A 22,926-nucleotide genomic window follows, 5' to 3' on the forward strand; every position below is an offset into this window, starting at 1 on the left:
CGATTGCTTCGCCAGCCGCGTTCGCACCCAGGGCCGTCTCGGCAGCCTTCATCCTACACCTCTCTAATCATCTGGACCCGTTGGGCCGGGATCAGAAGCCGCCCGGAGCAGTCGCCGATCACGCCGCCGGCGCAGTCGGTGACCTCCGACCGGCCGATCAAGGCCCGTTCGCGGCGCAGCAGCTCGGCCACATCCTCGAGTGTGTTCGCATCGAGAGACATGCGGACAAATCCGCCCCCCAGCAGGTTGATTTCCAAATCCATGCCGGCCTGATAGAGCATGACGGATAAATTCGTCAAGCGCTTCTTCGCATTCTCTACTGCCATGCATTACGACATTACTTCTTAAGTCACGAAACTACGGAATTTATGACTTAAGTTTTTTGAATACGAATCACCTCTTTTTGTCGATTTCCCTTTACGGAAGCCACTTCCCCGGCCTATCGGCGATTCATCGTGTCCCCCTGACATGAGATTCTGACGCCCGAAGGCCGAGCCATGCCGCTCCCCGAACACAAATCGCCGCCCAAGGTCCGCGCTCCCCGCCGTTCGTCGACACGGGTCAGCCCTGCCATCGTCAACCGCGCCGAGGCTCACGCTGCGGGCGATACCCGCACGCTGATCGGCGGCATCCCCGAAGCCTGGCCCGCCCTGCTGACGCGTGAGCAGGTCTGCGCCTACGTCGGCATGTCCGCCGACAGCATGACGCGCGTCTGCCCGGTCGCTCCCGTGGACATGGGCGTGAAGCTTCTCCGCTGGCGTCGGAAGGATATCGACGCCTGGGTCGAGGGGCTGCCGAGCCGCCTGCTTCGGAATGGCCGCGCAACTACAGAAATCGACGAGGCGCCGCCCCAGCCCCTCAAGCTTGCTGGTGAGGAGCGCCGGAACGGCGCCTTGGCGCGTGCGAGCCAGCGAGCGCTTAAGCGCGGAGGCGCGCGGCGGTGAACGATGCGCCCATCCCCTTTGTTCAACGGGTCAGGTCAGCGACCGGGATCAAGCTCTACTTCCGGCGCGGTTCGTTCCGGCGGCCGCTGAAAAGCCCCGACAATTCGCAGGCCCTTCGCGACGAGGTCGCCGCCATCGTGGCGGAACTGGACAAGATCGACCGCGCCAAGATCCCATCGGCAGGCACGCTCGGCGGCGTCCTCCACGCCTACAACCGCTCGCAGGAGTTCCTGAGCTTGGCGCGGTCCACCCAGTCCAGCTACCAGCGCTGCATCGACGAGATCGTCGAGGACGCGGGCGACATCCTCCTGATCGACATCGACATGGCGTTCGTGAATGGCCTCAAGGACGCGTGGGCTAAGCGCGGGCATCGCGTGGCCAACATCAACATGCAGGTCCTCAAGAACGCGCTTCGGCCGGCGATTATCGACGAGCGGCTCAAGGCCGACCCGTTCACCCACGTGAAGAAGGTCCGGCGCCCTCACGGCGCGCCGGAGAAGAACCCGATCTGGGAGGAGCACGAGGTCGCCGCCGTCATCGAGCTGGCGCTGGCGCGGAAGATGCCGGGTCTCGCCCGCGCTGTGGCGCTCGGCCGCTGGGGTGGATTCCGGCGCGGAACCATCTGCCGCCTGCCGGTCGCGGCTCGGGTGCAAGGGCACGACGCCGATGGCCAGCCGCAACGTCGGCTCTACTGGCTGACCGAAAAGCGCCGCGTCCAGTGCGACAAGCCGGAAGACGCGCGCCTCACCGCGCTTCTCGACGCCACGCCCGATCGCGGGCCGATCCTGACCTACAACCGGCGCGGGGACCGGTTCCAAGAACGCGCCCTCAATCAGGCCATCGACCGCTTGATCGAACGGCTGGCCGAGACAGGGAAGGTCAGGCCCAACCTGACCCTCCATGGCCTGCGCCACACACGGGGGGTCGAGCTGGCGATCGCCGGCGCCAGCGATTCCGAGATCATGAGCCAGCTCGAGCACACCTCGACGCGGGCGGCCGAGATCTACCGCCGGCAGGCCAATCGCCGGAACCTGGCGGATTCCGCCCAGACCAAGATCGATGCGGCGCGTCGGAAGCAGGAGGCCCGGAAGGCGAATACGTAAGGGAGAAGAGGCGCGAAAACGCGCCAAATCCGGGATTGTAAATCCCGGTGTAAATCACCTGTAAATTCAGGAGCCAATCACAGCCCACTGGGGCCTAAGTGATTGAAGTAAATGGCGCGCCCGGAACGATTCGAACGTCCGACCCTCAGATTCGTAGTCTGATGCTCTATCCAGCTGAGCTACGGGCGCGCATTGCCTTTCGGCGAGGCGGGGGAAGTAGCCCGTCCGTTTCGGGAACGCAAGCCCGGTTTGAAGGATAATGTGGAAAAGTTTGGCGCAACCGCGTTCGACCATCGCCAAACCCTTGTGCGGCCTGGGTTCTGGTCGCGGAATTAAGGCCGGCGCCAGAGGATCTGGGCGTGACAGCGTCGCGCGATTGGTGTCCATGGGTCGCTTCCGGGACGGCGGGCAGGCTGTCCCCAACGTCTGCCTGAGGATCCGTATGCGTCGTCTCGCAATCCTGCTCGCCCTTTCCTCCGCCATCTCTCTGACCCTCGCGCCCGTCGCGGCCTTGGCCGAGTCGATCCCGCTGAACCTGCCCGCGACCAAGCCGGTCGCTGCGTCGACCGCCGCCAAGGGCATGGTCGCCGCCGCCAATCCGCTGGCGGTCGAGGCGGGCCTGCGGGTGCTGCGCGATGGCGGGTCCGCCGTGGACGCGGCGGTAGCGATCCAGGCGGTGCTGGGCCTGGTCGAGCCGCAAAGCTCGGGCCTGGGCGGCGGCTCGTTCCTGGTGTTCTACGACGCCAAGACCGGCAAGGTGACGGCCTATGACGGCCGCGAGAAGGCTCCCGCCGGCGCGACGCCGGCGCTGTTCCTGGGCGCGGACGGCAAGCCCCTCCCCTTTGTCACGGCCCTGCTGTCGGGTCGCTCGGCGGGCGTGCCGGGCGCGGTGGCCATGCTGTCCATGGCCCAGAAGGAACACGGCAAGGTCGCCTGGAACACGCTGTTCAAGGACGCCGAGAAGCTGGCCGACGACGGCTTCGTGGTCAGCCCGCGCCTGGCCGGCATGATCGTCAGCCGTGCGCCGCAGGCGTCGCAGCCGGACGCGGTGAAGTACTTCACCAAGCCGGACGGGACCCGCTACCAGGCCGGCGACGTGCTGAAGAACCCGGCCTATGCCGCAACCGTCCGTAAGATCGCCGCCGAAGGGCCGGCGGGTCTGCTTGAGGGCTCGATCGGCCAAGCCATCGTCGACCGCCTGCACGAGGGCGACCTGCCCAGCAGCATCACCCTGGAAGATCTCAAGAGCTACAAGCCGCGCTCGGCGCCCGCCCTGTGCCGGCCGTGGAAGATCTATACCGTCTGCGTGCCCAACCCGCAGTCGTCGGGCCTGGCGGTGATCCAGGCGCTGCAGATGCTGGAGCACACCGACATCGGCAAGCGCGGCCCGACTGATCCGGTCGCCTGGACCCAGCTGGCCCAGGCCGAGCGGGTCATGTACGCCGACCGCGACCGTTATGTCGGCGATCCCTCGTTCGTGACCGTGCCGGTCGCGGGCCTGCTGGACCCGAAATATGTCGCCGAGCGCGCCAAGCTGATCACCGACAAGGCCGGGGCCGCCCCGCCCTTCGGCCGCCCCAAGGGCGCCCCCAACGTCGGCGTCGACATGACCCACGAGCCGGGCGGCACGACCCACCTGGTCGTGGTCGACACCGCCGGCAACGTCGTCTCGATGACCACCACGGTCGAGAGCATCTTCGGCAACGGCCGGATGGTCGGCGGCTTCTTCCTGAACAACCAGCTGACCGACTTCTCGTTCTCGCCCAAGGAGAAGGACGGCGCGCCGGCAGCCAACGCCGTGGCCCCGGGCAAGCGCCCGCGCTCGTCGATGGCCCCGCTGATCGTGCTGGACAAGAAGGGCAAGCTGGTCGCGGCGCTGGGCTCGCCCGGCGGCAACGCCATCCTGTCCTATAATCTGAAGGCCATGGTTGGGCTGTTCTACTGGAACCTGAACATGCAGCAGGCTGTGTCGCTGCCCAACGTGGTGGCGCGCGGCGACAACTATTCCGGCGACGCCGACTGGTTCGGGCCGGAGATGCTGGCGGCGCTCAATGCGCGCGGCGTCAATATCAAGGTCGGCCAGATCGAGGGGTCAGGCCTGCACGGCGTGATCGTGCGGCCGAACGGCGTGCTGGAAGGCGGCGCGGATCCGCGCCGCGAAGGCGTGGCCAAGGGCCTCTAGGGAAGCCTCAGGTGTGGGCCTGGTGCTCGCCAGAGGGCGTTCGCGCTCTGGTCTCTTGCAAGAGGGACGCCCTGATCCTCGATCAGGGCTCCAGGCCCGCCTCGACCTCGGCGCGGGAGAAGACCTCCTCCTGGCCGTCCAGCAGCAGCTCGGCGTCGGACGCTTCCTGCACCGCAATCAGCCCCGCCACGCGGCGCAGGGCGGTCGGGGCGTCGGGGGCCTCGACGGTGATCTCGTGGATCGGCGCGAGGCTGGGAGAGGCGCCGAGTTTCACCGCGATGGTCCAGGTCGTGGTCATCGCAATTCCTCCTAGGTAGCCGAGGCGTCGGCCTTGTCGTCCGATTCCGGAAGCGGATCTGGCACGCCGGCCAGGGTCAGGTCGAACACCGACCCGCCGGGACCGGTCTCGACCAGCGCCAGATCGCCATGATGACCCTGCGCCAGCTCGCGGGCGATGGCCAGGCCCAGGCCCGTGCCACCGCGACGCACCGAGCCGACGAAAGGCTGGAACAGGTTGGCGCGGGCCCGCTCGGGCACGCCGGGACCGTCGTCCGACAGGCGCAGGATGCTGTGGCCGTCGGCGCGGCGCAGCTCGACGAAGACCTTGCCCTTGCCGCCCCGGTCCGTCGCGCCCTCGATGGCCTCGCGGGCGTTGCGGAACAGGTTGGTCAGGATGCGGTGCAGTTGGTCGGGGTCGGCCAGCACCTGCTCGCGGCCGTCGACCACGGTCTCCAGCCCCACGCCTTGCGGCATCAGGCCAGCGTCCTCGGCGGCCATGTCCAGGGCAGGGCGCAGCGGGATGATCCGCGTCACCGGCTCGGGCTCCTTGGACTTGCCATAGGCCATGACGTCCGAGGCCAGGGTGATGGCGCGGTCCAGGGCGCGTTCCAGGCGGGGCAGCGCCTGGGCCACCTTGGGATCGCCCAAGGCGGCCAGACGGTCGGAGGCCATCTGGGCGCTGGTCAGCATGTTGCGCAGGTCGTGATTGATCTTGGCCACCGCCTCGCCCAAGGCCGCCAGGCGGGCCTTTGAGGCCAGGGCGGCCAGCAGATCGGCCTGCATGCGGTCGAGCTCGGCCTCGGCGCGGCCGATCTCGTCCCGACGCTTGGAGACGGTGATGCGGGCCGCCGGGTCGTCGGGATCGCCGCGGAAGGCTTCCATGGCCCGGGTGATGCGCTGCATGGGCCTGACGAGGAAGACGTTCAGGAAGGCGTAGACGAACAGGCCCGCCAGGGCGGCGACGAAGATGGTCACCCCCGCGAGGCGCCAGAAGTACTCGACCAGCGCCGCCTTCAGGGGCGCGTCCGGCACCACCACCTCGACGAACTCGGCCTTGCGGAAGCGCGGCTCGGCCATCACCCGGACCATGCTGCCCTTGGGGCTGGTCAGGGTGAAGAACGGCGCGGCCAGCCAGGAGCCGGGGTTCTGGCGGCGCAGGTCGACCAGGTAGGGCGTCTTGAACGGCTGCTTGGGCGGCAGCACCAGGCGGCGCGCGCCCTCGGCCTGGACGGCGACGGTGACGGCCCCGGCCTGGTCGAACATCTGGTTGGCGACCGCGTCGCTGACCCGCAGCTCGGGATCGGACTCGGCGATGGTCGAGGCCAGTTCGCCGGCCCGCACGCGGTCCAGCAGCCACTGCTCCTCATAGGCCGCCAGGGTCGGCGGCACGATCAGCAGGCCGCCGAACGCGACGACGATGGCGGTGAACAGCAGCAGGCGCGCCGACAGGCCGCCGGGCCACGGAAAACGCTTCCGGGGCGGGGCGGTCTCAGTCTCCGACGGCGAAACCGTTTCGACCATCCGGGGCGGCTACTTCTCGTCCAAAGGCTTTGGCAACGGTTCGGCTCCGCGCCCTTTGCGCCAATGGCGCCACAACGGCGGCAGAAAGGCCAGAACGCCCATGCCGATGATGGGAAGATAAATGCGTGGCGAGAACAGGGTCTCCAGCGTCACGGGGCCGCCTTGCGCGAAGAGATGGCCAAGTCCCGCGCCGATGCCGGCATAGACGAACGAGCTCGGGATCATGCCCAGCACCGAGGCCAGGACGAAGGTGCGGACGGGAATGTTGGCCATGCCGGCGGCGATATTGACGGCCAGCAGCGGAAACGCCGGGATCAGGCGCAAGGTCAGCAGGTAGTTGAAGGCGTCGCGGCGCAGCCCCTCGGCCATGCGCGCCAGGAAGGCGTCGGGCTTGCGGCGCAGCACCTCGCCGAAGGCGGTGCGGAAGACCAGATAGGTGACGGTGGAGCCACCGGTCGCGCCGGTGACCGCCAGGGCGCCGCCCATGGGCCCGAACAGGAAACCGCTGGTCAGCGACAGGATCAGGGCGCCGGGCAGCGAAACCGCCACCGAGCCGATATAGATGGCCAGATAGACCGCCGCGCACAGCACGGGCCTCTCACTGGCGAAGGCCTGCAGCTCGGCGCCGCGCAGGCGCAGCTCTTCCAGCGACAGGTGACCGGCCAGGCCGCTGGCGAAAGCGGCCACCGACAGGATCACGATGATCGCGAGCGGCCCGAAACGGCGCAGAAGAGTCAGCACCCGTTCGCGGGTCATGGGGCGCCGACCGCGTCCTCGACCGCCGTGAAGCCGTCGGCGCGCAGGCGGGCGGCCAGGTCGCGCTTGATGCGGGTGACCAGGCCTGGGCCGCCATAGACCAGGGCCGAATAGAGCTGCACGGCCCGCGCGCCGGCGCGGATCTTGGCGTAGGCGTCCGCGCCGCTGGCGATGCCGCCGGCCCCGATCAGGGCCACGCGGCCGGCCGCGGCGGCATGGAAGCGTTTCACAACCTCGGTCGACGCCGTTAGCAGCGGTGCGCCGGAGAGACCGCCACTCTCGCCGGCATGGGCCGACTTCAGGGTGTCCGGACGAGCGATGGTGGTGTTGCTGACGATGATGGCGTCCAGGCCTGCCCCGACCACCGCCTCGACGATGGCCTCGACCTCGCCGTCCTCCAGGTCGGGCGCGACCTTCAGGAAGATCGGATAGTCGGCGCGCGAGGCGACCTTCAGCGCTTCACGCGTCTCGGACAGACGGCCCAGCAGTTCCTCCAGCGCCGCCTTGGTCTGCAGGGCGCGCAGGCCCGGCGTGTTGGGCGAGGAGATGTTGGCGGTGAAATAGTCCGACAGGCCCCACAGACGGGTCAGGCCCGTGACGTAGTCCTGGATGCGGTCGCCGGCGTCCTTGTTGGCGCCGATGTTCGCGCCGACCACACCGCCCTTGTTCTTGCGGGCCGACAGGCTGCGGGCGAAGGGCTCGAGGCCCTCGTTGTTGAAGCCCATGCGGTTGATCACCGCCTGGTCCTGCGTCAGCCGGAACAGGCGCGGGCGCGGATTGCCGGCCTGGGCCAAGGGCGTGACGGTGCCCGCCTCCACGAAGCCGAAGCCGGCGGCCAGCATGGCGTCCGGGACCTCGGCATTCTTGTCGAAGCCGGCGGCCAGGCCCACGCAGTTGGGCAGGTCGAGGCCCGCCAGGGTCACGGCCAGGATCGGATCGTCAGGACCGGCCTCGCGCGGACCCAGGCCCCACTTCAGGCCCCGGATCGCCCAGCCGTGCGCGTCCTCGGCATCGAAGACGTGCAGCGCGCGGGCGGCGATGTCGTGAAGGCTCATGCGAGATGGTCGCCCAGCTGCGGCACGCCCTCGGCGTCCAGATGCAAGTCGGCCTCGCTGAGCACTTCGCTCACCAGAAGCGGACGGAAGAGATGCGGGAACAGCGCCCCGCCGCGCGAGGCCTCCCACTTGAGCGCGTCGCCCAGGGCCTCGGCCTCGACGCCCAGCAGGACGAGGTTTGGCTGGCCCTTGAAGTAGAGGGCGGCCGTCGTCTGGGCCTGGTCGGCGGCCGACAGGTGGATGTAGCCGTCCTGATGGTCGACGGCCGAGCCTTCGAACCGGCCGGCGGCCTTGGCGGCGTCCCACTCGGCGCGGGGCAGGATCTTGTAGATCAAGGTCATTCGCCGCCGGCTCCGCCGTTCTCGCTCGCCAGGAGCACGTGTTCGAGGATCGGCGGACCACCGCCGCCCCAGTTGAAGACCACGACCGTCGAGGTCGGGAAGCGGCTGCGCAGCTTGTTGGTCTGGATCGGCGAGGCGCCGCCCGTCAGCGCCAGGCGCAGGGCCAGCTCATGCATGCCGGGATTGTGGCTGACGACCATCACCGTGCCGACCGCGTCGCCCTGGTCTTCCAGCGCCTGGACGATCTCTTCCGGATCGGCGTGATAGAGGTCGCGCAGGTGCTCGACCTTGGCCTTCGGAAAGCTGGCGGCGACCTGCTCGGCGGTCTCGCGCGTGCGTCGGGCCGAGGAGACCAGCAGCAGTTCGGGCGCCAAGCCCAACCCGGCCAGCACTTCGCCCATCCGGGCCGCGTCTTCACGGCCGCTCGGCGCCAGCGCGCGCTCGAAGTCGCCGCCGGTCTGGGCGTGCCGCTCGGCCTTGCCGTGGCGCATCAGGATCAGTCGCTCCATGAGTCCTCCATAGCCGTCCGTCGCCTCGGCAGGAAGCGCGCGGTTGACACCTTCTGCGCATAGCGGTCCAAGGCGACATGACTGCGCTCGATCTGGTCACGCCCGCTGCGGGAGGAACTTGGCGGTTTCCCGCCGACGAACCGCTGCGGCTCGATTCGGGAGCGGTGCTGGAAGGCCTGGAGATCGGCTACCAGACCTATGGCCAGCTGAATGCCGACAAGTCCAACGCCGTCCTGATCTGCCACGCCCTGACCGGCGACCAGCATGTCGCCTCGCCGCATCCGGTGACGGGCAAACCCGGCTGGTGGACCCGGCTGATCGGCCCCGGCAAGCCGCTGGATCCCGAGCGCCACTTCGTCATCTGCTCGAACGTGATCGGCGGCTGCATGGGCTCGACCGGTCCGGCCTCGACCAATCCCGCTACTGGCAAACCCTACGGCCTGACCTTCCCGGTCATCACCATCGGCGACATGGTTCGCGCCCAGGCGATGCTGGTGAAGGCGCTGGGCGTGGAGACCCTATTCGCGGTGATCGGCGGCTCCATGGGCGGCATGCAGGCTCAGCAGTGGGCGGTGGACTATCCCGAGCGGGTGTTCAGCGTCGTGGTGCTGGCCTCGGCCTCACGGCACTCGGCCCAGAACATCGCCTTCCATGAGGTGGGCCGCCAGGCGATCATGGCCGATCCCGACTGGCGCGGCGGGGCCTATGCCGACCACGGCGTGCAGCCGGGCAAGGGCCTGGCCGTGGCCCGGATGGCCGCGCACATCACCTATCTGTCCGAGCCCGCCCTGCAACGGAAGTTCGGCCGCGAGCTGAAGCGCGACGGCCTGTCCTGGGGCTTCGACGCCGACTTCCAGGTCGAGAGCTATCTGCGCCACCAGGGCGCCAGCTTCGTCGACCGGTTCGACGCCAACAGCTACCTCTACATCACCCGGGCCACCGACTATTTCGACATCGCCGCGGGCCATGGCGGAGTGCTGGCCAAGGCCTTCACCCGCGCCCGCGACGTGCGGTTCTGCGTGCTCAGCTTCACCAGCGACTGGCTGTACCCCACGGCCGAGAGCCGCCACCTGGTGCGCGCCCTGACCGCTGCGGGAGCACGCGCCGCCTTCGCCGAGATCGAAAGCGACAAGGGCCACGACGCCTTCCTGCTGGACGAACCGGTGATGGACGCGGCCCTGGCGGGTTTCCTAAGCTCGGCCGAACGCGACCGGGGGCTGACTTGACCACTATCCGTGAGGACTTCCGCGAGATCCTGCGCCTGGTGCGCCCGAGTTCGCGCGTGCTGGACGTGGGCTGCGGCGAGGGCGCGCTGCTGGACCTGCTGGCCCAGGAAAAACAGGTCGACGGCCGGGGGTTGGAAATCAGCGCCAGCGGCGTGGCGGCCTGCATGGCGCGCGGCCTGTCGGTGGTGCAGGGCGACGCCGACCAGGACCTCGACCACTTCCCCGACCGCTCGTTCGACTACGCCGTGCTGTCCCAAACCCTGCAGGCCACGCGCAATCCGCGCCACGTGCTGGACGAGCTGCTGCGCATCGCCGACCGGGCCATCGTCTCGTTCCCCAATTTCGGCCACTGGCGGGTGCGCTGGTCGCTGCTGAGCCGGGGCCGGATGCCCGAGACCAAGGCCCTGCCGATGCCGTGGTGGTCGACGCCGAACATCCACCTCTGCACCCTGGCCGACTTCATGGCCCTGACGGACGATCTGAACCTGCGCGTCGACGCCAGCGCCGCCTTCGCCGGAGCGGGCGCAGCGCGGCCGATGAATCCCGCCAGCGCGCTCGAGAACTGGCGGACCGAGACCTGCCTCTTCATGCTCAGCCGCAACGGCGCGGCGCCCACCAGGGAACCTCTGCCCGGCTCGGGCGATCTCTTCGACGGATGAAAACCCTTCGTCTCATGACCTACAATGTCCACCGCTGCGTGGGCACCGACCGTAAGCTCGACGTCGAGCGTGTGGCCGAAGTGATCGCGGCTGAGCGGCCGGATGTGGTGGCCCTGCAGGAGCTGGACGTCCTGCGGGCTCGCACCAAGGGCATCGACCAGGCCCACCGCCTCGCCGAACTCTTGAAGATGAGCTTCCACTTCCACCCGGCCATGACCGTGGAAGAGGAACTCTACGGCGACGCCATCCTGACCGCCCTGCCCGAGCGCCGGATCAAGGCCAAGGGCCTGCCGCTCTACAAGCGCGTGCCGGGCCTGGAACCGCGCGGCGCCCTGTGGGTCGAGGTCGATGTCGAAGGGACCAAGGTCCAGATCATCAACACCCACCTGGGCCTCGTGCCCCAGGAGCAGAAGCGCCAGGCCGCCGCCCTGCTGGGTCCCGACTGGATGGGCGACGACAAGTGGCTCGCGCCCGGCGTGGTGCTGGGCGACTTCAACGCCACGCCCTATTCCGCCACCTATCGGATGCTGCGGACCGCCCTGCGCGACGCCCAGGCGCCGACGCCCAGCTGGCCGCGACCAGCCACGGCGACCTTCCCGTCCAGCTTCCCGTTCATGCGGATCGACCACGTCTTCCTGACCAAGGGCCTGGAGACGCGCGGCGTCAGTTCGCCGTTCAGCCCGATGGCCCGCGTGGCGTCCGACCACCTGCCGCTGGTGGTCGAGTTGGAGATCACGGCTGAAGGTGGTCCGGCGGGAGCGGCGGCGGCTCGGTAAGCCGGGCGATGTCGCGCTTCAGGCGCTTGCGCCGGCCCCAGGGCCGCCAAGCGTCGTCGGGCGCGATGGCGTCGCCCAGGCTCCAGTCGGCGATGAACTGCTGAACGCCGGTGAGGCGCCGCGTCGGCACGGGCTGCAGCCGGCGCGGCGGCCCCCCTCGCACGTCCAGGGTGTTGATGGCCGCGCCCAGCCCGCCTTCGCGCTCGATGGCGTCCAGCACGTCGCCGGTGTCGCGGTCGATGAAGTGGCCGACAAGCCGTCCCAGGAACGCCCGGACCGTCTCACGCTCCAGGTCGGACTTCGCCTCGAAGGCCAGGTCGCACTCGCTGTCCAGACCGATCGAGCGGTTGTTGAGGTTGGCGCTGCCGATCCGCAGCAACCAGTCGTCCATGATCGCCACCTTGGAGTGGACGATGATCGGCGCGCCCTTGGGCGTATGGGCCGAGAAGGCCGAGAACCGCTTGTGGACGTCGACCTCGCGCAGGCGATTGATGGCCGCCGTGCGGGCGCTGTCCATGGTCATCTGGTCGAAATAGCTGGGACTGCGGGCCGGACCGATCGTCACCACTTCGGGACCGTCCGGCTCGGCCAGGCGCTCGGCCAGGGCTTCGATGATGATCGGCGAGGTCAGGTACTGGTTTTCCAGATAGATCAGCCGCTTGGCCCGGCGGATGGCCGACAGGTGCAGCAGCATGCACTCGACGATCTCCGGCCGGCCCTGCCAGGCCGCCGAGGTGCGGGCCACCGCGATCGGCATGCGGCGCAGGTCGGGCAATAAGCGCTCGGGCCAGGGCGTCTCGTCCGGACGCTCGGGATGCTCGATAGGGTCCCCGCCCGAGGCTTTCCAGCGATCCATGAACAGCTCGGCCATCGCCTCGCCCGCCCGGCCGTCGACCAGCATCGAGACCTCGTGCCGGGCCGGATAGTGGCGCCCGGTCGGCAGGCGGCGCAGCGGGTTGTTGTCCAGGTGCCGGGTGTCGTCCCAGCGGTCGACGCCGATGTCGCCGCCACTGATCAGGGCCGTGACGCCGTCGATGATTACCGCCTTCTGGTGATGGCAGGCGCTGGCCGGCAGGGTGGCGTCCAGGCGGTACTTGACCCGCGAACCGGCGAAGAAGGCCGCGCCGCGGTGGGGGCCGAACAGTTGCGAGGCGGCGATCGGGAACGGCATGTCCCAGGTCAGCACCCGCACATCGAGCGCCGGGTTCAGCGCCGCCTGCCGTCGCAGGATAAGGCCGATACGGTCAGCGCGGGTAGGATCGCGGCTCCGGCGCACGCGATCGGGATCGAGCCGGGTCAGCGGGTCGAACACCCAGGCCAGGATCCAGATCGACTTCTTGGCCGACAGGATCAGGGGTTTGAGCGAGTCGAACGCCTCGTCGTTGTCGATGAACAGGGCCACGCGATCGGCGGGCTCGACCCGCCAGCAATTGTATCCCGGTTGGAAGACTGAAGAGCTGGAACTCATGTCACCCTGAACGCCGTGAGATGCGACAACGCGCGGACAGTGTTATGGCTCCGCTTAGGGACCACGTCCCCAACAATCAGAGCTGAAGCGCCATGACCACGATCGATCCGTCCAAGGCCCCGCATGTCCTGTCGGACCGGCAACGGTTGTGGGCCTTCTGGCTGGGCTGCCTGGTGGTCACGGCGGGCGTCGTCCTGCACATCCCGATGTACCTGATGGGCTCCAACATCGGCTACAAGCTGGCCGGCATGCCGATGGACTTGGGGATGACGATCGGCATGCTGATCATCCCGCCCGGCTGCGCCCTGGCCGGCTGGGGCCTGCTGCCGCGTCGCGGTCACGACCACAGCCACGATCATCACACCGTCGACGTCACCCCGCCCGAGGACGCGCCGCTGTCGCGCGCCCACTGGGGGCTGATGGTCACCCTGGTCGTGGCCCTGATCATCGACATCATGAAGCCGGCCAGCCTGGGCTTCGTCGTGCCCGGCATGATCAAGGAGTACGGGGTCTCCAAGGCCATGGTCGCCTGGCTGCCGTTCGCGGCCCTGACCGGCACGGTGGCCGGCTCGATCATCTGGGGGATCCTGGCCGACATCTTCGGTCGCCGCGCCTCGATCCTGCTGTCGGCGGTGATGTTCGTCGGCACCTCGATCTGCGGGGCCATGCCCGATTTCTGGTGGAACGTCGGCATGTGCTTCATGATGGGCGCGGCCGCCGGCGGCCTGCTGCCCGTGGTGTACGCCCTGCTGGCCGAGACCATGCCGTCCAAGCACCGCGGCTGGAGTCTGGTCCTGGTCGGCGGCCTGGGCGCGGTGGGCGGCTATCTCGCATCGTCGGGCCTGTCGGCCCTGCTGCAGCCCGAGTTCGGCTGGCGGATCATGTGGTTCCTCAACCTGCCCACGGGGCTGATCCTGATCGCCCTGTCGGGCGCGATCCCGGAGTCGGCCAAGTTCCTGATGACCATCGGCCGGATCGACGCGGCCCACGCGATCATGAAGCGCTTCGGCTCGGTCGTGCGCGAGCGCGACGAGACGCCGGTCGAGGCCGCCGACCACCACCATGTCCTGACCGCCCCGCCCGTCGAGCGCCGCTTCGCCGGCATGACCGTCGCCTTGAGCATCGCCGCCGTCGCCTGGGGCCTGGTGAATTTCGGCCTGCTGCTCTGGCTGCCGGCCGAGCTGGTGGCCAAGGGCTACAGCATGGGCGTGTCGAGCCAGTTGCTGGCCAAGTCGGCGCTGATCGCCTTTCCGACGGTGTTCGTCTGCGCCTTCCTCTACAGCCGCTGGAGCACCAAGTGGTCGCTGGTCGGCACCATGGCCGTCAGCGCCATCGGCGTGGCGGGCGTCCTGACGATCGAGAACGGCGCCAGCCCGATCCTGCCCGTGGCCCTGATGATCATCGGCACGAACGGCCTGCTGGCCATTCTCCTGCCCTATGCGGCCGAGAGTTATCCGCTGCGGGTGCGTGGCCGAGCGACGGGCTGGATCGCGGCCTGCAGCAAGTCCGGCGGCCTGATCGCCCAGCTTCTAGGCATATTGGGCGCGGTGCCGGCGCTGAAGGTCGCGGCGCTGATCATCATCGCGCCCCTGGCCGTGGCGGCGCTGCTGACCGCATGGTTCGGAACCGAGACGCGCGGCCGGGACCTGCGGGAGCTGGAGCGCTAGCCGGCGATCGCGGCCGCGTCGCGCTCGCCCGTGCGGATGCGCAGGGCCTGTTCCAGGTCCATGACGAAGACCTTGCCGTCGCCGATCTTGCCGGTGTTGGCGGTGCGCTGCAGGGCCTCGATGACGGGCTCGAGCACGTCGGTCGGCACGGCGATCTCCAGCTTGACCTTCGGCAGCAGCTTCACCTCGTACTCGGCGCCGCGATAGACCTCGGTCTTGCCTTTCTGGCGGCCGTAGCCACGCACTTCGGTGACGGTCAGACCCGACGCGCCCGCCTCGGTGACCGCTTCGAGCACCGCGTCGAGGCGGCTCGGCTTAATCACGGCGACGATCATCTTCATGGCGGTGTTCCCGGGGAGCGAACGGTTGTTACGACTCCAAGCTAGGCGTCCCGGCGCTTCGCTCCAAGTAAGATCAGACTTCCCACGTGCTTGGCGCCTTATGAACAGGCGCCTTTGCCACAGGAATGGGGCGCCCCTCGGTGTGACGCGCAGGTGTCGGTCCCGCCGGGCTTGGCAGTAGAACGCCTGGCGCGAAGACTCGAGCCCGCGCCCGGTGACCACGAGGCTTGACCGCGAAGGTCTGCTTGATCGCCTCCATCAGGATCACCCCGGCGAAGCGCGGCCACAGGCGCGCGCCGACCTGTTCGAAACCCTCGGCCCAGCCGGCCATGGCCCCGAACGGCGGCACATAGAGGGCGCGGGTCCAGCCGGCCGGCTCCAGACCCGCCTCGCGGATCAGGCTTTCCAGCTGGCTGCGGCTGTAGGGGCGGCCATGGCCGAAGGGCGTGGTCTCGGCCCCGGTCCAGACGCCGTCGCGCGACGAGGCCGCCACGATCAGCCGGCCGGTGGGCGCCATCACCCGGCCTATCTCGGCCAGCAGGGCGGCCGGGTCGTCGGCCTCCTCCAGGGCGTGGACGGCCAGGACGCGGTCGAACATGGCGTTGGGCAGCGGCAGGGCGGTCTCTTCGACCAGGCAGGCCTGGTTGCGACCGCCGTGCGGCCAGACCTCGACGCCCTGCTGGGCGGGCATGGCGGCCACAACGCGGCGAGCGTTGCCGCGCGCCGCGTCCAGGAACGGGGTGGCGTAGCCGACGCCCAGGACATCCAGCCCGCGCGTGTCGCCCCAGGCCTCCTCGACCTTGCGGGTGAGCATCGTCCGCGCCGCCCGTCCCAGGGGCGAAGCGTAGAAGGCTCGCAGGTCCAGCACGTCGCGGCGCATTGTGTCTCCCGAGCGGCAAGGCCATCCTTGTATGCGCGCGTGCGCCGCGACGATAGAGCAAGCCGATGACCCTGACCGTCCACCAGTTCCCCTGCCTGTCCGACAACTACGGCTTCCTGATCAGGGATGAGGCGACAGGCAAGGTCGCGACCATCGACACGCCGGACGCCCAGGCGATCCTCGGCGAACTGGCCAAGCTGGGCTGGAGCCTGGACCTGATCCTCAACACCCACTGGCACCCCGACCACGCCGGCGGCAACGAGGCCCTGAAGACGGCTACCGGCGCGACCATCGCCGGCCCGGCCGAGGTGACCCGGATCGCGCCGCTGGACCGGACCTTGAGCGGCGGCGACACGATCGCGCTGGGCGAGACGACCTTCGACGTGATCGACAGCGGCGGCCACACCCTGGGCCACATCGCCTATCACGACGCCGCCGACGCCATCGCCTTCGTCGGCGACACCCTGTTCGCCCTGGGCTGCGGCCGCCTGTTCGAAGGCACGGCCGAGCAGATGTGGGACTCGCTGGGTCGCGTCGCCGGCCTGCCCGACGACACCACAGTCTATTGCGCCCACGAATATACCGCCTCGAACGCCCGCTTCGCCCTGTCGGTCGACGACGATCCGGCCCTGAAGGCGCGGGCCGAGCAGATCTTCGCCGCCCGCGAGCGTGGCGAGCCGACGGTGCCGACCACCATCGCGGTCGAGAAGGCCACCAATCCGTTCCTGCGCGCCCCGCTGCTGAGACCCGACGCCGCCTCGCCGGCCAAGGCCTTCGCCGAGATCCGCGCCGCCAAGGACAGTTTCAAAGGGTGAGTAAAAGCGTGACCGACAAGGCTATCTCCGGCGATCTGGGCGCCAAGGAAATCATCCGGATGCTGGACCTGGCGCCGCATCCCGAGGGCGGCTGGTACAAGCGGACCTTCGAGGACGAAGCGGGTCCGGACGGCCGTGCCAAGTCGACCTGCATCTACTTCCTGCTCGAGGCTGAGCAGGTCTCGGTCTGGCACCGGGTCGACGCGGTCGAGACCTGGCACTGGTACGCCGGCGCGCCGATCTCGATCAGCCTGTCGCCGCCCGACGCCAAGGGCGTCACCGCCTATGTGCTGGGCCCCGACCTGCGGGCCGGCTGCCGGCCCCAGGTGGTGGTGCCGAAGGACTGGTGGCAGACCGCCGTCAGCCTGGGCGCCTGGACCCTGGTGGGCTGCACGGTCGCGCCCGGATTCCGTTTCGAGGGCTTCGAGATGGCGGCTCCCGACTGGAGCCCGTCGAAGGGGTGAGCGGCCACGGAAGCCGCGCTCCCTCCGCCCCCGCGTCAACCTGTCGCGGGTCCCCAAACAGGGTCCCCATAGTGGGTAACTTGGTCGCATGGCGTCGTTCTGTGAGCCATGCAATCCTTTTCTGGTCGCGCTATAGCGCTGGCCCAGGGGAACCAAGTAACCAATGTCCGAAGAGTACATGAACGCTCGCGCAGCCACCCGCTACGCGACGGATTACATCCTGCGCTGGGTCGAAATCGCCAACGAAGTCCACGGTTCGGACCTCCTGTACGCCCTGGTTTTCACCACCCTGTGGGCGGGCAACTGCTCGCACATCCGGGGCGGCGTCTATGCCGATGTCGATGACATTCCACCGGACCACGAGCGTCGTCCGCTGACCGTGCGCCAGGTCGCCGACTCCCTGGGCCTGCCCTACGAGACCGTGCGCCGCCGCTTCGTCGAGATGCTGGAAAAGGGCATGGCGCAACGCGTCGGCCGTGAAGGCTTCATCGTCCCCGCCGCCGCCCTGGCCCGCCCCGAGGTCCTGCACGGCCTTAAGCGTTCGCACGTCAGCCTTACCCGCTTCCTCAAGGAACTGAAGACGATCGGCGTCGAGGCGGCCTAAGACCCCCTCGTGCCGACCGCCGACCGCGCCCTGCGGGGCCTTGCCTGGCTGATGTTCCTGGTCACGGCCATGACGACCAACGTCGTGGGCGTGCTGATCCCGGAAGTCGCCAGGGCGCACGGCCTGAACCTGACCCAGGCCGGCGGCCTGCAATACGCCACCATGGCCGGCATCGCCCTGGCCGGCCTGTTCCTGGGGGGCATGGCCGACCGGCGCGGACATCGGACGACGGTGCTGATCGGCTTGGCGCTGTTCGCCGTCGCTAGCGTCCTGATCGCCTTCAATCGCAGCCTCGCGCCGCTGCTGGCCTTGCTGTTCGTCAGCGGCGTGGCCATCGGCGTCTTCAAGACGGGTGCGATCGCCCTGATCGGCGACCTGACCCGCACCCCGGCCCAGCACGTTCGCGAAATGAACATCGTCGAGGGCTTCTTCGCGCTCGGCGCCATCGCCGGCCCGCCGATCGTGGCGCGGCTGCTGGCGGAGGATCTGCCGTGGACGGCGCTCTACGGCCTGGCCGGCGCCCTGACCCTGGGCCTGCTGCTGCTGGCCCTGGTCGTGCGGTTTCCCGCCGCCAAGCCGTCGGCCGAACCCAAGCAAGCCGGCATGATCGCCACCCTGGCCATCGCCCGCGACCACCGCGCCCTGGGCTATGGCGCCTGCGTCTTCCTGTATGTCGGCGTCGAGACGGCCGTCTATGTCTGGATGCCCGCCCTGCTGGCGGACGAGGGCGCCAAGACCCTGCTGCCGGGCGCCTGGGCTCTATCAACCTTCTTCGTGCTGCGTGCCGTCGGACGCTTCGCCGGCGCCTGGACGCTGGAACGCCTGGGCTGGGCGCGCACCCTGGCCGTCTGCGGCGTCGCGGTGCTGGCCTGTTTCGCGGGCGCGTTGGCGGGCGGAGCGGCGATCCTGCTGCCGCTGTCGGGCCTGTTCATGTCGGTGCTCTATCCGACCCTGAACTCGCGGGCGATCAGCGGCTTTCCGGCGCAGCGGCACGGCGCGGCGGCGGGCTTCATCCTGTTCGTGACGTGTTTGTCGGCAGTCTTATCGCCGCTGGCGATCGGCGCGGCCAGCGACGCGTTCGGCGGACCGCGCGTGGGCTTCGTACTGGCGACCGGCATGGCGCTGGCTTTGGCCGGCGCGCTGGTCTTCAACGCCGCGAAGGCGCGCGCCTAGACGCTGCTGCCGCGCACCACCAGTTCGACCGGCGCCAGGACACCGGCCGCGTCCTCACCGGCCATGCGGCGGAACAGCAGGTCGACCATCGCCCGCGCGCCGAACGCCAGGTCCTGGCGCACGGTGGTCAGGGGCGGATTGCTGTGACGGGCCAGGACGATGTCGTCGAAGCCAACCACCGCTACGTCGCCGGGTACGGTCCTGCCGGCCTGATGAAGCGCCCCGACCGCCGCCAAGGCGATGACGTCCGAGAAGGCGAAGATCCCGTCGAACGGAACGTCCATCGCCAGGAAGGCGCTAGCGGCCTCCTGGGCTTCTTCCATCGTATAGGGCGTGGCAACGACCAGGGCCGGATCGAACGGCAGGCCCGCCTCGGCCAGACCCTGCTTGTAACCTTCGAACCGCAGGGCGGCCTCGGGCGCGTCGACCGCGCCGAAGAAGGCGATGCGCTTGCGGCCGGCGGCGGCCAGGTGGGTGACGGCCAGGCGGCCGCCCTCGACATTGTCGCTGCCCACCGCGCAATAGCGCTGACCCGGCAGCTGGGCGCCCCAGACCACCATCGGCTTGTAGTTGTCGGCCACGGCGTTCAGCGCGTCGTGCTGGGTGCTCTGGCCGATCAAGACGAGGCCGTCGGCGCGGTGCGATTGGATGATGCGATCCAGCCAGCCGGTTTCGGTGACGATCACCTTGTTCAGCAGGACGGAGTAGTTGCGGCGGGTGATCTCGTCGGCCAGGCGGCCCAGCATCTCCAGGAAGAACGGGTCCGAGATCAGCTGCCCGGCCTCGTGGGCCAGGGGGATGATGACGCCGATGGTGTCGGTCTTGCGCAGGCGCAGCGACCGGGCCGACTGGTTGACCACATAGCCGTGGGTCTGGGCGATCTCGACGATCTGGTCGCGCAGGGTCTTGGGGATCAGCGGATTGCCGGCCAGGGCGCGCGACACCGTCGAGATCGACACCCCGGCCATGCGGGCGATGTCAGCCATCTTCAGGCGGCCACGTTCGGGCGCCTCGGCGATATCGGGGCTATCCATGAGGCGACAATAGAACCTTGCGTACGCGCGAAAAGCCTCGCTGGCGTCGCATTACGCGCGGTTGTGCGCGGTAAGCGGCGCCAGGAGGCCGAGAACAGCGAACACTGCTATCCGAGGCCGGTAAACGGCGACTGAGCGCTTATGGTTACGCTTGCAAGATTTGCAAAGCCATACCCGCCGGCGGTTGATCAGCGGTTGATCACCTTGATGATCCGCTTTGACGACGGCCGACCGGCCACGCCCTGGTCGGGGGAATAGGTGATGGTGAGAGAGCCGTCCTTCAGCGAGGCGGCGGGCTTGTGGCCCTCGGCCAGCAGCACTCGGACGATGCGCGAGATCACCGAGCGATCGCCCTTGCGGGCCATGCGCTCGAAGGCCTCGGCGACGACGGTGGCGGAATCGGCGGCCAGGACCGAGGTCTCGGGCCGCACATCCTCGACGGTCGAGAACTCGATGTCGCGCTGGGCCGCGCGGCTGGCGCGGGCGGTGGCGATGCGCACGCGCTGGACGAAGACGCTGAACGACAGGATCGACGGCGGCTGGATCGAGGTCGCCCGGCCCGACAGCGCCGCCGCGGCGCCCATCGGCACGTCGTCGGTGAACAGGATCACGCCACCCAGCTTGGTCACCCGCAGCACGGGCTCGCCCAGGTCGTTGCGATAGATGACGTCGCCGCGCGAGGCGGGTTGGGCCGACAGCACCCAGACCTCGGCGCTGTTGTCGAACTTCATCAGCGGGCGCGGCGCGGCCTGGTCGAAGATGAAGCCGCCGCCGGATTCGGAGACGTAGCGGGCCACGGGCGGGGCTGTGAGTCTGCGCGCCTCGGCCGGGCCCTTGTGGCCGAGCAGAGCATCCCGCAACGAGTGCGGCAGCTGCTGGGCGTTCGCTGACGCCGCCATGACCATCAGAGCCGCGATCGTGAGGGATGCACGCGCACCCCAATCGCCTAGCTCCGCCTTACAGAATTTCATGCGATCCGTACTGCCCGCCGACTGGGGCGAATCTTGGACGTGTTAACGGCCAAACCCCGAAGCCACGCGCATGAGGCCAAACCGCAACAGTCGGCGTCAAGTGCGGGCTTCGGGAAAGGTCGTTCGGCCCGGATCAGGCCATGTACTGGCCGCCGTTCAGGCTGAGGGTTGCGCCGGTCACGAAACCGGCCCGCTCGCCCGACAGGAACGAGACCATGTCGGCGATCTCCTCGCCCTTGCCCAAACGTCCCACCGGGATGCCGGCGATGATCTGGGCCAGGACGTTCTCCGGCACCGCCGCCACCATCTCGGTGTCGATATAGCCGGGGCAGATCACGTTGACCGTCACGCCCTTCTTGGCGTTCTCCAGCGCCAGGGCCTTGGTGAAGCCGATCAGGCCGGCCTTGGCGGCCGAATAGTTGGTCTGGCCCATCTGGCCCTTCTGGCCGTTGATCGAGCTGATATTGACGATCCGGCCCCAACCGCGATCGCGCATGCCCTCGATCACCGGGCGGGTCATGTTGAAGGCCGAGTCCATGTTGACCCGGATCACGTCCGACCACTGCTCGTAGGTCATCTTGTGCAGCATGCCGTCACGGGTGATGCCGGCGTTGTTGATCAGGATGTCGACCGGGCCGAGTTCCGCCTCGACCTTCTTCACGGCGGCGGCGCAGTCGTCGAACGAGCCGACATTGCCCTTCACCACCATGACGCCCAGGTCCTTGGCGCAGGCCGCGGCCGCTTCCTCGTTGCCCGAATAACCCGCCGCCACCTTGTGGCCGTCGGCGATCAGCCGTTCACAGATGGCCCGGCCGATACCGCGGGTGCCGCCGGTCACGAACGCAACTCTCGTCATCTGATCTCTCCCGATCGCGATTTTTCTTATGGTTCACGTGATCCGCGCGCCCCAGCAAGAGGAAGCGCGCGGTCACGGCTAAGGTTGCGCGACGTTTTTGTCTCAGAGTGCTTCGATGCACATGGCGACGCCCATGCCCCCGCCAACGCACAGGGTCGCCAGGCCCTTCTTGCCGCCCGAGCGCTTCAGCTCGTGCACCAGGGTGGTCAGGATCCGCGCGCCCGAGGCGCCGATCGGGTGACCGATGGCGATGGCGCCGCCGTTGACATTGACCTTGGCCGGGTCGAGGCCCAGCTCGCGGACGACGCACAGCGACTGGGCGGCGAAAGCTTCGTTGCTCTCGACCAGGTCGAGGTCCGAAACCGACCAGCCGGCCTTTTCCAGCGCCTTCTTCGAGGCCGGGATCGGGCCGGTGCCCATGATCGCCGGATCGACGCCCGCATTGGCCCACGAGGCGATCCGCGCCAGGGGCTTGAGACCGCGCTTGGCGGCTTCGTCGGCGCTCATCAGCACCAGGGCGGCGGCGCCGTCATTGAGGCCTGAGGCGTTGGCGGCGGTGACCGAGCCTTCCTTGTTGAACACCGGCTTGAGGCCCTGGACGCTTTCCAGCGTCGCGCCGTGGCGGATGAACTCGTCCTTGTCGACGACGGTGTCGCCCTTGCGGCCCTTGATGGTGACCGGGACGATCTCGTCGTCGAACTTGCCGCCCTTCTGGGCCGCCTCGGCCTTATTCTGCGAGGCGACGGCGAAGACGTCCTGGTCCTCGCGGGTGATCTGCCAGCGGGTGGCGATGTTCTCGGCCGTCTGGCCCATGTGGTAGCCGTGGAAGGCGTCCCACAGGCCGTCCTTGATCATGGTGTCGACGAACTGCAGGTCGCCCATCTTCTGGCCGCCGCGCAGGTTCTGCGCGTGGGGGGCCTGGCTCATGCTCTCCTGGCCGCCGGCGACGACGATGTTGGCCGAGCCGTCGGCGATCTGCTGGGCGCCCAGCGCCACGGCGCGCAGGCCCGAGCCGCACAGCTGGTTCAGGCTCCAGGCCGGGCTCTCGACCGGCACGCCGGCCTTCACCGAAGCCTGGCGGGCCGGGCCCTGGCCGGCGGCGGCCTGCAGCACCTGGCCCAGGATCACTTCGTCGACGTCGGCGGGCGTGATGCCGGCGCGGGACACGGCGGCCTCGATGGCGATCTTGCCGAGCTCGGAGGCGGGCAGGCTGGACAGCGCCCCGTTGAACGAGCCGACCGGGGTGCGGGCGGCGGAGACGATGACGATGTCGCTCATTGGATAGCTCCCGTGACGTTCTAG

At 68.8% G+C, this 22,926-nt stretch carries 25 protein-coding genes and 1 tRNA gene; 11 read left to right on the forward strand and 15 right to left on the reverse strand.

Annotated features, from left to right (window positions below; all coding sequences use genetic code 11):
* Nucleotides 1-53: 53 nt before the first annotated feature.
* On the reverse strand, nt 54-326 hold the full coding sequence (locus AC1RR5_RS11785; RefSeq protein WP_492921752.1) for a hypothetical protein: 273 nt from the start codon (nt 324-326) through the stop codon (nt 54-56).
* Nucleotides 327-497: 171 nt separating this feature from the next.
* Between AC1RR5_RS11785 and AC1RR5_RS11790 the strand changes: the two genes are divergently transcribed.
* Together AC1RR5_RS11790 and AC1RR5_RS11795 are read left to right on the forward strand one after the other, a co-directional pair.
* Nucleotides 498-944, forward strand: coding sequence for a helix-turn-helix transcriptional regulator (locus tag AC1RR5_RS11790; RefSeq protein WP_492921753.1), 447 nt, complete (start codon nt 498-500; stop codon nt 942-944).
* The gene (locus AC1RR5_RS11795; protein WP_492921755.1) at nt 941-2,047 is read left to right on the forward strand and encodes a tyrosine-type recombinase/integrase; all 1,107 of its coding nucleotides are present in this window, start codon (nt 941-943) and stop codon (nt 2,045-2,047) included. The genes AC1RR5_RS11790 and AC1RR5_RS11795 overlap by 4 nt, the downstream gene beginning before the upstream one ends.
* Before the next feature lie 112 nt (nt 2,048-2,159).
* Here the strand turns inward: AC1RR5_RS11795 and AC1RR5_RS11800 are convergent.
* Nucleotides 2,160-2,236: transfer RNA gene (locus tag AC1RR5_RS11800), tRNA-Arg, on the reverse strand.
* A gap of 253 nt (nt 2,237-2,489) precedes the next feature.
* Between AC1RR5_RS11800 and ggt the strand changes: the two genes are divergently transcribed.
* Nucleotides 2,490-4,229 (forward strand): gamma-glutamyltransferase, encoded by a 1,740-nt coding sequence (ggt, locus tag AC1RR5_RS11805; RefSeq protein WP_492921757.1) that lies wholly within the window; start codon nt 2,490-2,492, stop codon nt 4,227-4,229.
* 82 nt (nt 4,230-4,311) lie between these two features.
* Here ggt and AC1RR5_RS11810 read toward each other — a convergent pair whose 3' ends face one another.
* From AC1RR5_RS11810 to AC1RR5_RS11835, 6 genes are read right to left on the reverse strand one after another with little or no spacing between them, the layout of a single operon-like run.
* The gene (locus AC1RR5_RS11810; protein ID WP_492921759.1) at nt 4,312-4,527 is read right to left on the reverse strand and encodes a hypothetical protein; all 216 of its coding nucleotides are present in this window, start codon (nt 4,525-4,527) and stop codon (nt 4,312-4,314) included.
* Nucleotides 4,528-4,538: 11 nt separating this feature from the next.
* Nucleotides 4,539-6,029 carry a sensor histidine kinase gene (locus AC1RR5_RS11815; RefSeq protein ID WP_492921760.1) on the reverse strand — a complete coding sequence of 497 codons (1,491 nt, stop codon included), beginning with the start codon at nt 6,027-6,029 and terminating at the stop codon, nt 4,539-4,541.
* Between the two features lie 9 nt (nt 6,030-6,038).
* Nucleotides 6,039-6,785 carry a TVP38/TMEM64 family protein gene (locus AC1RR5_RS11820; RefSeq protein ID WP_492921762.1) on the reverse strand — a complete coding sequence of 249 codons (747 nt, stop codon included), beginning with the start codon at nt 6,783-6,785 and terminating at the stop codon, nt 6,039-6,041.
* A complete protein-coding gene (locus AC1RR5_RS11825; RefSeq protein WP_492921764.1) occupies nt 6,782-7,840 on the reverse strand; it encodes a quinone-dependent dihydroorotate dehydrogenase in 1,059 nt (352 codons plus the stop codon). The genes AC1RR5_RS11820 and AC1RR5_RS11825 overlap by 4 nt, the downstream gene beginning before the upstream one ends.
* Nucleotides 7,837-8,181 (reverse strand): DUF952 domain-containing protein, encoded by a 345-nt coding sequence (locus tag AC1RR5_RS11830; protein ID WP_492921765.1) that lies wholly within the window; start codon nt 8,179-8,181, stop codon nt 7,837-7,839. The genes AC1RR5_RS11825 and AC1RR5_RS11830 overlap by 4 nt, the downstream gene beginning before the upstream one ends.
* Nucleotides 8,178-8,690, reverse strand: a complete 513-nt coding sequence (locus AC1RR5_RS11835; protein WP_492921766.1) for a SixA phosphatase family protein — start codon at nt 8,688-8,690, stop codon at nt 8,178-8,180. The genes AC1RR5_RS11830 and AC1RR5_RS11835 overlap by 4 nt, the downstream gene beginning before the upstream one ends.
* Nucleotides 8,691-8,767: 77 nt before the next feature.
* On the opposite strand from AC1RR5_RS11835, the gene metX reads away from it, so the two are divergent.
* Genes metX through AC1RR5_RS11850 form a run of 3 tightly spaced genes read left to right on the forward strand, consistent with a single transcriptional unit; the run spans nt 8,768 to nt 11,351 of the window.
* Nucleotides 8,768-9,916, forward strand: coding sequence for a homoserine O-acetyltransferase MetX (gene metX, locus AC1RR5_RS11840; protein ID WP_492921768.1), 1,149 nt, complete (start codon nt 8,768-8,770; stop codon nt 9,914-9,916).
* A complete protein-coding gene (gene metW, locus AC1RR5_RS11845) occupies nt 9,913-10,575 on the forward strand; it encodes a methionine biosynthesis protein MetW (protein WP_492921769.1) in 663 nt (220 codons plus the stop codon). The genes metX and metW overlap by 4 nt, the downstream gene beginning before the upstream one ends.
* Nucleotides 10,572-11,351: an endonuclease/exonuclease/phosphatase family protein gene (locus tag AC1RR5_RS11850; protein WP_492921771.1), complete on the forward strand. Its 780-nt coding sequence runs from the start codon at nt 10,572-10,574 to the stop codon at nt 11,349-11,351. The genes metW and AC1RR5_RS11850 overlap by 4 nt, the downstream gene beginning before the upstream one ends.
* Here AC1RR5_RS11850 and AC1RR5_RS11855 read toward each other — a convergent pair.
* Nucleotides 11,308-12,819: a phospholipase D-like domain-containing protein gene (locus tag AC1RR5_RS11855; RefSeq protein ID WP_492921772.1), complete on the reverse strand. Its 1,512-nt coding sequence runs from the start codon at nt 12,817-12,819 to the stop codon at nt 11,308-11,310. The genes AC1RR5_RS11850 and AC1RR5_RS11855 overlap by 44 nt on opposite strands.
* A 92-nt stretch (nt 12,820-12,911) precedes the next feature.
* Here AC1RR5_RS11855 and AC1RR5_RS11860 point away from each other — a divergent pair, with 92 nt between their 5' ends.
* Complete coding sequence (locus tag AC1RR5_RS11860) at nt 12,912-14,486, forward strand: MFS transporter (RefSeq protein WP_492921773.1); 1,575 nt, start codon at nt 12,912-12,914, stop codon at nt 14,484-14,486.
* On the opposite strand, the gene AC1RR5_RS11865 is transcribed toward AC1RR5_RS11860, so the two are convergent.
* Both AC1RR5_RS11865 and AC1RR5_RS11870 read right to left on the reverse strand, forming a co-directional pair.
* Entirely contained in the window at nt 14,483-14,827 is a 345-nt protein-coding gene (locus tag AC1RR5_RS11865) for a P-II family nitrogen regulator (protein WP_010918409.1), read from the reverse strand. The two genes, AC1RR5_RS11860 and AC1RR5_RS11865, sit on opposite strands and share 4 nt — an antisense overlap.
* A 73-nt stretch (nt 14,828-14,900) precedes the next feature.
* Nucleotides 14,901-15,707 (reverse strand): class I SAM-dependent methyltransferase, encoded by an 807-nt coding sequence (locus AC1RR5_RS11870; protein WP_492921774.1) that lies wholly within the window; start codon nt 15,705-15,707, stop codon nt 14,901-14,903.
* A gap of 65 nt (nt 15,708-15,772) precedes the next feature.
* Between AC1RR5_RS11870 and gloB the strand changes: the two genes are divergently transcribed.
* From gloB to AC1RR5_RS11890, 4 genes are all read left to right on the forward strand, one after another.
* Nucleotides 15,773-16,522: a hydroxyacylglutathione hydrolase gene (gene gloB, locus AC1RR5_RS11875; protein WP_492921775.1), complete on the forward strand. Its 750-nt coding sequence runs from the start codon at nt 15,773-15,775 to the stop codon at nt 16,520-16,522.
* Nucleotides 16,519-16,986, forward strand: a complete 468-nt coding sequence (locus AC1RR5_RS11880) for a cupin domain-containing protein (protein ID WP_492921776.1) — start codon at nt 16,519-16,521, stop codon at nt 16,984-16,986. The genes gloB and AC1RR5_RS11880 overlap by 4 nt, the downstream gene beginning before the upstream one ends.
* A 163-nt stretch (nt 16,987-17,149) precedes the next feature.
* A complete protein-coding gene (locus AC1RR5_RS11885) occupies nt 17,150-17,590 on the forward strand; it encodes a hypothetical protein (RefSeq protein WP_492921778.1) in 441 nt (146 codons plus the stop codon).
* Nucleotides 17,591-17,599: 9 nt separating this feature from the next.
* Nucleotides 17,600-18,763 carry an MFS transporter gene (locus tag AC1RR5_RS11890; RefSeq protein WP_492921780.1) on the forward strand — a complete coding sequence of 388 codons (1,164 nt, stop codon included), beginning with the start codon at nt 17,600-17,602 and terminating at the stop codon, nt 18,761-18,763.
* Here AC1RR5_RS11890 and AC1RR5_RS11895 read toward each other — a convergent pair.
* From AC1RR5_RS11895 to AC1RR5_RS11910, 4 genes are all read right to left on the reverse strand, one after another.
* The gene (locus AC1RR5_RS11895; protein ID WP_492922099.1) at nt 18,760-19,749 is read right to left on the reverse strand and encodes a LacI family DNA-binding transcriptional regulator; all 990 of its coding nucleotides are present in this window, start codon (nt 19,747-19,749) and stop codon (nt 18,760-18,762) included. The two genes, AC1RR5_RS11890 and AC1RR5_RS11895, sit on opposite strands and share 4 nt — an antisense overlap.
* A gap of 236 nt (nt 19,750-19,985) precedes the next feature.
* The gene (locus AC1RR5_RS11900; protein WP_492921781.1) at nt 19,986-20,768 is read right to left on the reverse strand and encodes a DUF4908 domain-containing protein; all 783 of its coding nucleotides are present in this window, start codon (nt 20,766-20,768) and stop codon (nt 19,986-19,988) included.
* 133 nt (nt 20,769-20,901) lie between these two features.
* Complete coding sequence (locus AC1RR5_RS11905; protein WP_492921783.1) at nt 20,902-21,624, reverse strand: beta-ketoacyl-ACP reductase; 723 nt, start codon at nt 21,622-21,624, stop codon at nt 20,902-20,904.
* Nucleotides 21,625-21,726: 102 nt separating this feature from the next.
* Complete coding sequence (locus tag AC1RR5_RS11910) at nt 21,727-22,902, reverse strand: acetyl-CoA C-acetyltransferase (protein ID WP_492921785.1); 1,176 nt, start codon at nt 22,900-22,902, stop codon at nt 21,727-21,729.
* Between the last annotated feature and the right edge of the window lie 24 nt (nt 22,903-22,926).

It is taken from the genome of Caulobacter sp. GW821-FHT11E11 (assembly GCF_058808315.1).

Bases quoted from the DNA above. Each gene is read 5' to 3' on its own strand.
- gloB (WP_492921775.1), top strand. From the start codon at position 15,773: ATGACCCTGACCGTCCACCAGTTCCCCTGCCTGTCCGACAACTACGGC.
- AC1RR5_RS11905 (WP_492921783.1), bottom strand. From the start codon at position 21,624: ATGACGAGAGTTGCGTTCGTGACCGGCGGCACCCGCGGTATCGGCCGG.
- AC1RR5_RS11850 (WP_492921771.1), top strand. From the start codon at position 10,572: ATGAAAACCCTTCGTCTCATGACCTACAATGTCCACCGCTGCGTGGGC.
- metX (WP_492921768.1), top strand. From the start codon at position 8,768: ATGACTGCGCTCGATCTGGTCACGCCCGCTGCGGGAGGAACTTGGCGG.
- AC1RR5_RS11855 (WP_492921772.1), bottom strand. From the start codon at position 12,819: ATGAGTTCCAGCTCTTCAGTCTTCCAACCGGGATACAATTGCTGGCGG.
- AC1RR5_RS11865 (WP_010918409.1), bottom strand. From the start codon at position 14,827: ATGAAGATGATCGTCGCCGTGATTAAGCCGAGCCGCCTCGACGCGGTG.
- AC1RR5_RS11885 (WP_492921778.1), top strand. From the start codon at position 17,150: ATGTCCGAAGAGTACATGAACGCTCGCGCAGCCACCCGCTACGCGACG.
- AC1RR5_RS11820 (WP_492921762.1), bottom strand. From the start codon at position 6,785: ATGACCCGCGAACGGGTGCTGACTCTTCTGCGCCGTTTCGGGCCGCTC.
- AC1RR5_RS11895 (WP_492922099.1), bottom strand. From the start codon at position 19,749: ATGGCTGACATCGCCCGCATGGCCGGGGTGTCGATCTCGACGGTGTCG.
- AC1RR5_RS11815 (WP_492921760.1), bottom strand. From the start codon at position 6,029: ATGGTCGAAACGGTTTCGCCGTCGGAGACTGAGACCGCCCCGCCCCGG.
- ggt (WP_492921757.1), top strand. From the start codon at position 2,490: ATGCGTCGTCTCGCAATCCTGCTCGCCCTTTCCTCCGCCATCTCTCTG.
- AC1RR5_RS11910 (WP_492921785.1), bottom strand. From the start codon at position 22,902: ATGAGCGACATCGTCATCGTCTCCGCCGCCCGCACCCCGGTCGGCTCG.
- AC1RR5_RS11825 (WP_492921764.1), bottom strand. From the start codon at position 7,840: ATGAGCCTTCACGACATCGCCGCCCGCGCGCTGCACGTCTTCGATGCC.
- AC1RR5_RS11835 (WP_492921766.1), bottom strand. From the start codon at position 8,690: ATGGAGCGACTGATCCTGATGCGCCACGGCAAGGCCGAGCGGCACGCC.
- AC1RR5_RS11785 (WP_492921752.1), bottom strand. From the start codon at position 326: ATGGCAGTAGAGAATGCGAAGAAGCGCTTGACGAATTTATCCGTCATG.
- AC1RR5_RS11870 (WP_492921774.1), bottom strand. From the start codon at position 15,707: ATGCGCCGCGACGTGCTGGACCTGCGAGCCTTCTACGCTTCGCCCCTG.
- AC1RR5_RS11810 (WP_492921759.1), bottom strand. From the start codon at position 4,527: ATGACCACGACCTGGACCATCGCGGTGAAACTCGGCGCCTCTCCCAGC.
- AC1RR5_RS11830 (WP_492921765.1), bottom strand. From the start codon at position 8,181: ATGACCTTGATCTACAAGATCCTGCCCCGCGCCGAGTGGGACGCCGCC.
- AC1RR5_RS11860 (WP_492921773.1), top strand. From the start codon at position 12,912: ATGACCACGATCGATCCGTCCAAGGCCCCGCATGTCCTGTCGGACCGG.
- AC1RR5_RS11900 (WP_492921781.1), bottom strand. From the start codon at position 20,768: ATGAAATTCTGTAAGGCGGAGCTAGGCGATTGGGGTGCGCGTGCATCC.
- AC1RR5_RS11790 (WP_492921753.1), top strand. From the start codon at position 498: ATGCCGCTCCCCGAACACAAATCGCCGCCCAAGGTCCGCGCTCCCCGC.